8 protein-coding genes are annotated in these 9,586 nt (G+C 66.8%); 4 read left to right on the top strand and 4 right to left on the bottom strand.

The features are described from left to right. Together KH616_RS15955 and KH616_RS15960 are read right to left on the bottom strand one after the other, a co-directional pair. Positions 1–676: NtaA/DmoA family FMN-dependent monooxygenase (locus tag KH616_RS15955; RefSeq protein WP_292247982.1), on the bottom strand; the 676-nt coding region annotated here is incomplete at its 3' end. A 13-nt stretch (positions 677–689) separates the two neighbouring features. Further along, a complete protein-coding gene (locus KH616_RS15960) occupies positions 690–1,517 on the bottom strand; it encodes a MetQ/NlpA family ABC transporter substrate-binding protein (RefSeq protein WP_292247985.1) in 828 nt (275 codons plus the stop codon). 509 nt (positions 1,518–2,026) lie between these two features. Between KH616_RS15960 and KH616_RS15965 the strand changes: the two genes are divergently transcribed. From KH616_RS15965 to KH616_RS15980, 4 genes are all read left to right on the top strand, one after another. Then, positions 2,027–3,391 carry a 2-hydroxycarboxylate transporter family protein gene (locus tag KH616_RS15965; protein ID WP_292247986.1) on the top strand — a complete coding sequence of 455 codons (1,365 nt, stop codon included), beginning with the start codon at positions 2,027–2,029 and terminating at the stop codon, positions 3,389–3,391. Positions 3,392–3,487: 96 nt separating this feature from the next. Continuing rightward, positions 3,488–5,371, top strand: a complete 1,884-nt coding sequence (locus KH616_RS15970; RefSeq protein ID WP_292247987.1) for an ATP-binding protein — start codon at positions 3,488–3,490, stop codon at positions 5,369–5,371. Continuing rightward, positions 5,361–6,722 carry a sigma-54 dependent transcriptional regulator gene (locus KH616_RS15975; protein WP_292247989.1) on the top strand — a complete coding sequence of 454 codons (1,362 nt, stop codon included), beginning with the start codon at positions 5,361–5,363 and terminating at the stop codon, positions 6,720–6,722. Before KH616_RS15970 ends, KH616_RS15975 begins: the two co-directional genes overlap by 11 nt. A gap of 154 nt (positions 6,723–6,876) precedes the next feature. Beyond that, positions 6,877–7,728 carry an alpha/beta hydrolase gene (locus KH616_RS15980; protein ID WP_292247991.1) on the top strand — a complete coding sequence of 284 codons (852 nt, stop codon included), beginning with the start codon at positions 6,877–6,879 and terminating at the stop codon, positions 7,726–7,728. 59 nt (positions 7,729–7,787) lie between these two features. Here the strand turns inward: KH616_RS15980 and KH616_RS15985 are convergent, their stop codons facing one another. Continuing rightward, positions 7,788–9,320, bottom strand: a complete 1,533-nt coding sequence (locus tag KH616_RS15985; RefSeq protein ID WP_292247993.1) for an efflux transporter outer membrane subunit — start codon at positions 9,318–9,320, stop codon at positions 7,788–7,790. A 10-nt stretch (positions 9,321–9,330) separates the two neighbouring features. Beyond that, positions 9,331–9,586: efflux RND transporter permease subunit (locus KH616_RS15990; RefSeq protein ID WP_292247995.1), on the bottom strand; the 256-nt coding region annotated here is incomplete at its 5' end.

The raw sequence follows: 9,586 nt of genomic DNA on the forward strand, positions 1-9,586 counted from the left end.
GATACAGCACCGGCGTGCGTTGCGGCGACGGCTCGCACAGATGAATCGCATCGACCGAATAGAACGGGCCGTCGTGACGCACGCGCCGCACCTTGCCGGGCTGCGTGAAGACGCGCGCCTGCGCGTCGCGGATCACCGCATCGTCGTCCCAGCTCTGCTCCCAGAGCTTGTAGACCACATCCATGTAGTCGTCCGCGCGCGCGTAGCGGTCGTCGTGTCCGATCTGCTGCGCGAGCCCCATGCCCCGCGCGGCGCTGTCGAGATAGCCGGTGACGATGTTCCAGCCGACGCGCCCCTTCGTCAGGTGATCGAGCGTCGACATGCGCCGCGCGAACAGATACGGCGGCTCGTAGGTCAGGTTCGCGGTCACGCCGAAGCCGAGATGCCGTGTCGCCTGCGCCATCGCCGGCACGATCAGCAGCGGATCGTTGACCGGCACCTGAATGGATTCGCGCAGCGCCGCATCCGGGCCGCCGGCGAACACGTCATAGACGCCGACGATATCCGCGAGGAAGATGCCGTCGAACTTGCCGCGTTCGAGCGTTTTCGCGAGGCGGGTCCAGTAGTCCAGATCGGTGTATTGCGCGGAACGGTCGCGCGGGTGCGTCCAGAGACCGTGATTGATGTGCCCGACGCAATTCATGTTGAACGCGTTGAGCAGGATTTTCTTCGTCATGTGCGCGCTCCCGTCACCAGGCGACCGCGTACAGCGAGCCGAACGCGTTGTCGAGCGCCTTGCGTACCGCCGGCGACTGCTGATAGATCGAGATGAACTTGCGGATGCGCGGATCGTTCGCGTTTTCGGGCCGCACGACCCACTGCAGCGCGAAAATCCTGTTCTCGGTGCCGTCGAACAGCAGCGCGCTGTTCGGATCGACGGTGCCCGCCAGCTTGATGAAACTCGGATATCCCTGCGCGAGATCGACATCGTCGAGCGAGCGCGCCAGTTGCGACGCTTCGAGCGGGATGATCTTCAGGTGCTTCGGGTTCGACACGATGTCATGCGTCGTCGCGCGGTAGTCGGCGCCCGGCTTCAGCGTGATGAGCCCCGCGCGCTGCAGCAGCAACAGGCCGCGGCCGCCGTTGACCGGATCGTTCGCAATCGCGACCTTCGCGCCGTCCTTCAACTCGCCGAAGCTTTTCACCCGCTTCGAGTACAGGCCGATCTTCATGATCGTGCCGGGCGCGATCGCGACGAAGTCGTAGCCGCCCTGCTTTTTCGCGTTGTCGAGAAACGGAATGTGCTGGAAGTAATTGACGTCGATGTCCTTGTTCGCGAGCGCCGCATTCGGCGTGTTCCATTCGGTGAACTCGATGATCTTCACATCGAGCCCCTGCGCCTTCGCCTCCTTCGCGGCGATCTTCAGCGCATCGATCTGCGGGGTCGTGGCGACGCCGACCCGCAGCGTCCCGGTATCGGCGCGCGCGCCGGTGAACAGTGTCGCGCCGAGCAGCGCGGCCGCGAGCAGGCGCACGAGGCGCGCGGGGCGGCGGGCGGAGAAAACGGAATGCAGCATGTGAACCACTCTCTTGTCGTTGGATGAAGTCGACGCATGAGCGCATCCACGGCGAACGCACGGGCGTTCTCCGGACATGTCGTCATGCAGGCAGGAAGCTCAGCCGATGATAGAGAGCGGCCCGGCGGCGGTCTACGAAGCGATTCTCGGAAGAAAATCGCGCGGCGCGATATGGCGCGAAAGCGATCCGCGTTCGATGAAACCCACGCGTCGCGCGCTCGCCGCGTTCTGTCCCGCGCACGCCAGCGACGGCCGCGCAGGCCGAAATCTCGGCCTGCGCGGAACGCGAATTCTGAAATTTCAGAACGGCACCGCGCGGCGGTTATCGTCAGACCACGGAAACCCGCTTCAAACCGGGCTTTTCCGTGATGCATCGGGAATCGTGCGCTGGCACGCCCCTTGCGTTGATTCCGTCCAACGGCCTGCCGGCTCGCCGTCAGGCCGCATGCGATACGCGATGCCGCGGCGCCGAGACGCCGCCGTCATTCATAGAAATCAGGAGACACGTTGTGCAAACCTCTGCCCAAACCACGGTCGCGCCGCAGCCGGCGCCTGCGCCGCCATCCGCCGCCCGCACCCGCTTCTGGCCGGAAGGCTGGTGGAAGCTGATGGAAATCCGGATCGGCATCATTCCGCTGCCGGTCTACTTCATCCTGCTCGCGCTGATCACCGGCTTCGCGGTCACCGGCAAGGTGCCGGGCGAAATCTCGATGGCGATCGCCGTGCTGGCATTCTTCGGCTTCACCTGCGCCGAGCTCGGCAAGCGCCTGCCGCTTCTGCGCAACATCGGCGCCGCGGCGATCTGCGCGACCTTCGTGCCGTCGGCGCTCACCTACTATCACGTGCTGCCGAAGCCGGTCCTCAACCTCACGACCGAATTCACGAAGTCGACGAACTTCCTGTACCTGTTCATCGCCTCGATCATCGTCGGCAGCATTCTCAGCATGGATCGACGCGTGCTGATCCAGGGCTTCCTGAAGATCTTCGTGCCGCTCGCGGCCGGCTCGATCGCCGCGGCGATCGTCGGCACCGCGGTCGGCACATCGCTCGGACTCGGCGCGCGGCACACGCTGCTCTATATCGTCGTGCCGATCATGGCGGGCGGCGTCGGCGAAGGCGCGATCCCGCTGTCGATCGGCTATTCGGAAATCATGCACCTGCCGCAGGGCGAACTGTTCGCGCAGGTCCTGCCGCCGGTGATGCTCGGCAGCCTGACCGCGATCATCCTGTCCGGTGCGCTCGACATGCTCGGCAAGCGCTTCCCGCACCTGACCGGCAACGGCCGCCTGCAGGTCGGCGAAACCGAAGCGATGGCGCCGGCGAACGAGGAAATCCGCGGCCATGTGGACGTCTCGCATATCGCCGCAGCCGGCATCACGGCCATCACGCTGTATCTGGTCGGCCTGATGGCCCACAAGCTGTTCGGCTTGCCGGCACCGGTCGCGATGCTGTTCCTCGCCGTGCTCGTGAAGCTCGCGCGTGCGGTATCGCCGCCGCTGCAGGAAGGCGCGTTCGTCGTCTACAAATTCTTCTCGACCGCGGTGACGTATCCGCTGCTGTTCGCGATCGGCGTGGCAATGACACCGTGGGACAAGCTCACCGGCGCGTTCACGCTGGTCAATGTCGTGACGATCGTGGCGACCGTGGCGACGCTGATGGGCACCGGCTTCGTGGTGGGACGCCTGATGAAGATGTACCCTATCGACACGGCGATCGTGAACGCCTGCCACAGCGGCCAGGGCGGCACCGGCGACGTCGCGATCCTGACCGCCGCGAACCGGATGCAACTGATGCCCTTCGCACAGATCGCCACGCGTATCGGCGGCGCGATCGTGGTCACGCTGACCCTGATCGTGCTGACGCGTTTCGGATGATGCGCGACCTCGCGAGCGCCGCGCGAGGCGCGTCGCCGCAAGCCGCCTGACCGGCCTGTGGCAGACGCGTCCCGGGCCAGCCGGCAGCGGGCATCGATGAGGACAAACGTGCGGACGAGTTTCAAGGGAATTGCGTGGTGGGGTTGGGCGGCGGCGGCCGCGTTGTATGTCGGCGTGACCGCCGCCGCCGTCGAAATCGCGTGGGATCGCGCGATCGGCGCGCTCGCGGAGGTGGGCGCACACCGGCTCGATCTCTACGCGGCGAGCCTGAAGAGCGAGCTCGGCCGCTTCGAGATGATGCCCGCGATCGTCGCCCGGCAAGACAGCGTGCGCGCCTTGCTGAGCGCGACGCCCGCCGAGGCGCCCGCCCGGCTGCGCACCGTCAACGCCTATCTCGAAGCGGTCAATCGCGAAGCCGGCAGCGGCGCGGTCGATGTCATCGACCTGCAAGGCGCCGTGATCGCCGCCAGCAACTGGAACCAGCCGGGCAGCTTCGTCGGCACCAACGTGTCGTACCGGCCTTACTTCCAGGATGCACTCGCGCACGGGTCCGGCCGCTTCTTCGGCATCGGCACCAACACGGGCATCCCGGGACTGTATTTCGCCAGCGCCGTGCGCGACGCCGCGAGGCCGATCGGCGTCACGGCCGTCAAGGTCAGCGTCGATGCGCTCGAAACAGCGTGGCGCACCCCCGGCGAAGCAGCGATGGTGATCGACCGCAACGGCGTGATCGTCATCTCGACGGAGCCCAAGTGGAAATTCAGCGCGCTGCGTCCGATCACCGCGCAGCAGCAGCGCGCCATCCAGGCGTCGCGGCAATACGCGGGCCGCACGGTCGACGTGCTGTCGTACCGGCATGCCGGCGACTGGAGTCCGACCGCGTGGTTCGGCCGCTTTCCCGATCCGGGCCATGCCGGCCACACGGCGCGCTATCTCGTGATGTCGCGTCCGGCGCCGCAGGCAGGCGATTCGCTGATGGTGCTGCTCGACGTCGCCGACGCCCGGCGGCAGCAGCAAATTGCGTTCGCCTTCGTGACCGGCTGTTTCCTGATCGCCGCGCTCTATGCGTTGTACGCGCTTCAGCGACGCCGGACAATTGCAGTCCGGCTCAATGCGCAGGACGCGCTGCGCCGGGCCAACGACCAACTGGAGATCACCGTCGCACAGCGCACGTCAGCGCTGACGGCGGCCAACGAAAGAATGCAGCAGGAAATCGTCGAACGCGAACGGACCGAGCAACGCCTGCGCGCTTCGCAGCAGGAAGTCGTGCATGCCGGCAAGCTCGCGGTGCTCGGACAGATGGCGGCGGGTCTTACGCATGAACTGAACCAGCCGCTCGTCGCGATCAGGACACTCTGCGACAACGCGCGCACGTTCTTCGAGCGCAACCAGCCGGCGCAGGCGCTCGCCAATCTCGAACGCATCTCGCGGCTCGTCGACAGCATGGCCGTGCTGACCGGCGAACTGAAGGCGTTCGCCCGCAAGCCGGACATCGAGCGGGTCGCAGTGTCGCTGAACGAGGCGGTCGCGCATGCGCGGCTCATCTACGCGTCGCGGATTCGCGACGAGGCGGTCCGGCTCGACGTGAACATCCCGCCCGGCACGACCGTGTATGCGGAATCCAGCCAGTTGCAGCAGGTGATCGTCAACCTGCTCGGCAATGCGCTCGATGCTGTCCGGGACGCGGCGCAGCGCGTCATCGCCATCGAAGCGAGCGCGTCCGATCCGCACGGCCGCGTGCTGTTCACGGTCACCGACAGCGGCACCGGTATCGCCCCGGACGTGCTCGCCCACCTGTTCGAACCGTTCGTCACGACCAAGCCGCGCGGCCAGGGCCTCGGCCTGGGCCTCGCCATCACCTCGCGCATCGTCGAAGGTTTCGGCGCGCACATCTCGGCGGCCAACCGCCCGGACGGCGGTGCGCAATTCAGTATCGAATTCGCGGCGGCCACGCCGCAAAGGAATCACCATGGAAGATGAGATTCGGGTGCTGGTCGTCGAGGACGATGAAAACGTCCGCATCGGCGTCGAGCAGGCCGTCGCGCTCGCCGGGTTTCCGGTCAGCGCCTACGCGTCGGCGGCCGACGCGCTCGCCGATATTGCCCCCGGCGCACCGGTCGTGATCGTGTCGGACGTGCGGATGCCGGGCATCGACGGGCTGCAGCTGCTCGAACGCGTGATGACGATCGACCCGCAGATTCCCGTCGTGCTGATCAGCGGACATGCCGACATCTCGACCGCCGTCGGTGCGATGCAGGTCGGCGCCTACGATTTCATCGAGAAGCCGTTCTCGTCCGACCACATCGCGGGCCGCGTGGCGCGGGCCGTCGAAAAGCGCCGCCTGACGCTCGAGGTCCAGGGTTTGCGCGCCGCCTTGCACAACTGGCAAGGCATCGAGGCGCTGGTACTCGGCAAGTCGCCGGCCATGGCCGACGTCCGCAAGAAGATCCTGCGGCTGGCGGATACGTCGGTGTCGGTGCTGATCACCGGCGAGACCGGCACCGGCAAGGAACTGATCGCGCGCAGCCTGCACGACTTCGGCGGCCGGCGCGACGGCCATTTCGTCGCGCTCAACTGCGGCGGGCTGCCCGAGCAGATCTTCGAAAGCGAATTGTTCGGCCACGAAGCGGGCGCCTTCACCGGCGCGATCAAGAAACGCGTCGGCAAGATCGAGTGGGCGAGCGGCGGCACGCTCTTTCTCGACGAGATCGAAACCATGCCGGTCTCGCTGCAGATCAAGATGCTGCGCGTGTTGCAGGAACGCGTGGTCGAACGGCTCGGCGCGAACGAACTGATTCCGGTCGATTGCCGGGTGGTCGCCGCGTCCAAGGCCGATCTGGGCGAACTCGCGAACGACGGACGCTTCCGCGCGGATCTGCTGTACCGGCTGAACGTCGCGCAGATCGAATTGCCGCCGCTGCGTGAACGGCGCGAGGACGTCCCGCTGCTGTTCGAGCATTTCGTGCTCGCGGCGGCGCGCCGGTTCGGGCAACCGGCGCCGGTCGTGTCGGCGTCCCAGGTATCCGAACTGATGACGCACCAGTGGCCCGGCAACGTGCGTGAATTGCAGAACGTCGCCGACCGCTTCGTGCTCGGACTGACGGGAGACAGCCTGCTGTCGGCAGGCGGCGCCAGCGCCAGGGGCGGCACGCTCGCGGAACAGCTCGCCTATTTCGAACGCATGCTGATCGACGACATGCTGCGGCGGCACAACGGCAACGTCGCCGATGCCAGCATCGCGCTGGGCATGCCGAAGAAAACCCTCTATCACAAGCTGCGCCATCTCAGGATTCCCGCTCGCGATGCGCCGGGCGAGGGGAACGACGCGTGACCGGCCGACGATGAACGATGCGCGCCGGCCGCGCCGCCATTGCGCGCCCAGCTATCAGAAAAATTGAACGATGCAATGAGAATTATGCGTTTTTCTTACATCGCGGCCTCAGGCATAGTTGCGCGGTGACCCTGCATCTCCCGAGTTTTCTGTCATGAACATGCGAATCGAGCCTTCGTTGCTCGCCAACCCCGAACTGCTTTTTTCGACACTCGCGTCGGGCATCAGCATGCCCTATGTCGAACGGGGCGCCGGGGACCCGATGGTGTTTGTGCACGGCTCGCTATGCGACTACCGGTACTGGGATGCGCAGCTCGCGTCGCTGTCCGCGCATTACCGCTGCATCGCCCCGAGCCTCAGCCACTACTGGCCGGCGGTCGAGGCAGGCATCCAGAACGACTTCGGCTGGCGCAACCACGTCGACGAAATGGCCGAGTTCATCGCAGCCCTCGATCTCGGTCCCGTGCATCTGGTCGGGCATTCGCGCGGCGGCAGAGTGGCGTTCAATGTGGCGCGCGCGTATCCCGATCTCGTCAAGACACTGACGCTGGCCGATCCGGGCGGCCCGCTGCAACAGGATAGCGCGCCTGCGGCATCGCTGCCCGCGGCCGCGCAGGCATTGCGCACGAAAGCCGTGAACCTGATCGAGCGGGGTGAAGTCGAGGCCGGGCTGGAACTGTTCGTCGATTCGGTCAGCATCCCCGGCGCATGGAAAAAGAGCAGCGCGGCGTTCCGGACGATGGCGATCGACAATGCGAGCACGCTGCCGAAACAGCTCGACGATCCGCTGCCCGCGTATTCGCGCGAGACCGCGGCGGACATCGCGTGCCGGACCCTGCTCATCGACGGGCAGCGCAGCCCGAAGATGTTCCGCCACAACGTCGAGACGCTGTCGGGCTGGATTCGCGGTGCCGAGCGGCAGACTGTCGCGGGCGCATCGCACGGGATGAACGCGGCCAGCCCGGGCGTGTTCAATCAATTCGTGCATTCGTTCATCAAATCGTGACCGCGTGACCGCGCCGTCGTTGCCGCGGCAACGACGGCCGCATCGCCCATCCATCCGGCTCAACGCGCCGCGATGTCCGCCTTGCGCGGCGCGTCGGCCCCGCCCGCCGGCATATCGCCCCAGCCTCCGCCTAGCGCACGGATCAGGTTGACGGTCGACACCGCCTGCGTCCCGCTCAACTGGTTCGCCTGCAGTTGCGCCACGAGCACCGAGCGCTGGGCTTCGATCACGTCGAGATAACTGACCTCGCCTTCCTGATACTGCGTGCGCGACAGCGACGCCGCGCGGCGCGATGCGTCGACCGCGGCATCCTGCGCCCGGATCTGATCGCCGAGCAGGCGCAGGTCGGCGAGATTGTCCTCGACCTCGCGGAACGCGACGAGCACTTGCTGCCGGTAGTTCGCGACCTGCTCGTCATACTGCGCGCGCGCCTGCTGTACGCCCGCACTGCGGCTTCCGCCGTCGAACAGCGGCAACGTGAGCGCCGTGCCCGCGAACGGCCCGAGCAGGAACGTGCGGCTCGACCACATGAACAGATTGCCGAGCGTCGCCGCCTCGTAGCCGAACGACCCGGTGATGTCGAGCTTCGGGAAGTACGCCGCTTTCGCCAGGCCGACGCGTGCGTTCGCCGCGGCCATCGCACGCTCGGCTGCCGAGATGTCCGGCCGGCGCTCGAGCAATGCGGACGGCAACCCGGCCGGAATCTTCAGGCTGACCGGCACCAGCGGCGTTTCCCCGAACGAGAAATCCGCGGGCGGCTTGCCGAGCAGGATCGCGAGCGCATGCTCGGACGCCGCGCGGCGTCGCGCGACGCCGATCGCATCGGCCTGCGCGGTCGCAAGCTCGTTCTTCGCGCGCGACACGTCCAGTTCGCTGATGTCGCCTTCGTTGAAGCGGCGCTGCACGAGATTCAGCGTTTCCTGCCGCAGATCGACCGTGCGGCGGTACAGCGCCTGATCGGAATCGAGGCGGCGCAATTCGAAGTAGTTCTGCGCGACATCCGCCTGCAATGCGAGCTGCACCGAACGGAACAGCGCTTCGCTTTGCGCGGCGTCGGCACGCGACGCTTCGACGTTGCGGCTCACGCGTCCGAACAGGTCGGCCTCATACGACACCGTGCCTTGCGCACGCCAGAACGTCGCGCTGGTCGGGCCGCTGCCTTGCGGCTGGAACTGCGACGCCGACGACAGCCGTTCGTGCGTCGGCCCGAAGCCGGCGCCGATCTGCGGGAACCACTGCGAACGCGCGGCGCGGGTCGCCGCGCGCGCCTCCTCGACCCGCGCCGCCGCGGCCTTCAGGTTCTGGTTCGCGGCGAGCGCCTGCGTTTCGAGCGCATCGAGCGCCGGATCGCCGAACACCTTCCACCATTCGCCGCGATGCGCGGCGTCCGCCGGCTCGGCGGTCTTCCATACATCCGCCTGCTCGCCCGGCGCCAGCACCGGCGCTTCCTTGAACGCGGCGGGCGTGGCGACGTCCGGCCGCTTGTAGTCCGGCCCGACCGCACACGCGGCGAGCAGCGATACGAGCAGCCCGCTCGCCGCCGCCAGCTTCGCAATGCGCGTGAAACTGTATTGCGTCATCGTCTTGTTCATCTTCTTGTCCTCAGGCATCCGGCGCCGGCAGGCCGTAGCCGGCCGAATCCTTTTGCGCGACGTGGATCTTGCCGCCCGCGAGCGTGCGCAGCACGACATAGAACACCGGCGTCAGCATCAGGCCGAACAGCGTCACGCCCAGCATCCCGAAGAACACCGCGACGCCCATCGCATGCCGCATCTCCGAACCCGCGCCGCTCGACGTGACGAGCGGAACGACGCCCATGATGAATGCGATCGACGTCATCAGGATCGGGCGCAGGCGC

Origin of the sequence: Burkholderia sp. (genome assembly GCF_018375725.1) — a bacterium.
In the GTDB taxonomy this organism is placed as follows: domain Bacteria; phylum Pseudomonadota; class Gammaproteobacteria; order Burkholderiales; family Burkholderiaceae; genus Burkholderia.

Bases quoted from the DNA above. Each gene is read 5' to 3' on its own strand.
- KH616_RS15960 (WP_292247985.1), bottom strand. From the start codon at position 1,517: ATGCTGCATTCCGTTTTCTCCGCCCGCCGCCCCGCGCGCCTCGTGCGC.
- KH616_RS15970 (WP_292247987.1), top strand. From the start codon at position 3,488: ATGAGGACAAACGTGCGGACGAGTTTCAAGGGAATTGCGTGGTGGGGT.
- KH616_RS15975 (WP_292247989.1), top strand. From the start codon at position 5,361: ATGGAAGATGAGATTCGGGTGCTGGTCGTCGAGGACGATGAAAACGTC.
- KH616_RS15980 (WP_292247991.1), top strand. From the start codon at position 6,877: ATGAACATGCGAATCGAGCCTTCGTTGCTCGCCAACCCCGAACTGCTT.
- KH616_RS15985 (WP_292247993.1), bottom strand. From the start codon at position 9,320: ATGAACAAGACGATGACGCAATACAGTTTCACGCGCATTGCGAAGCTG.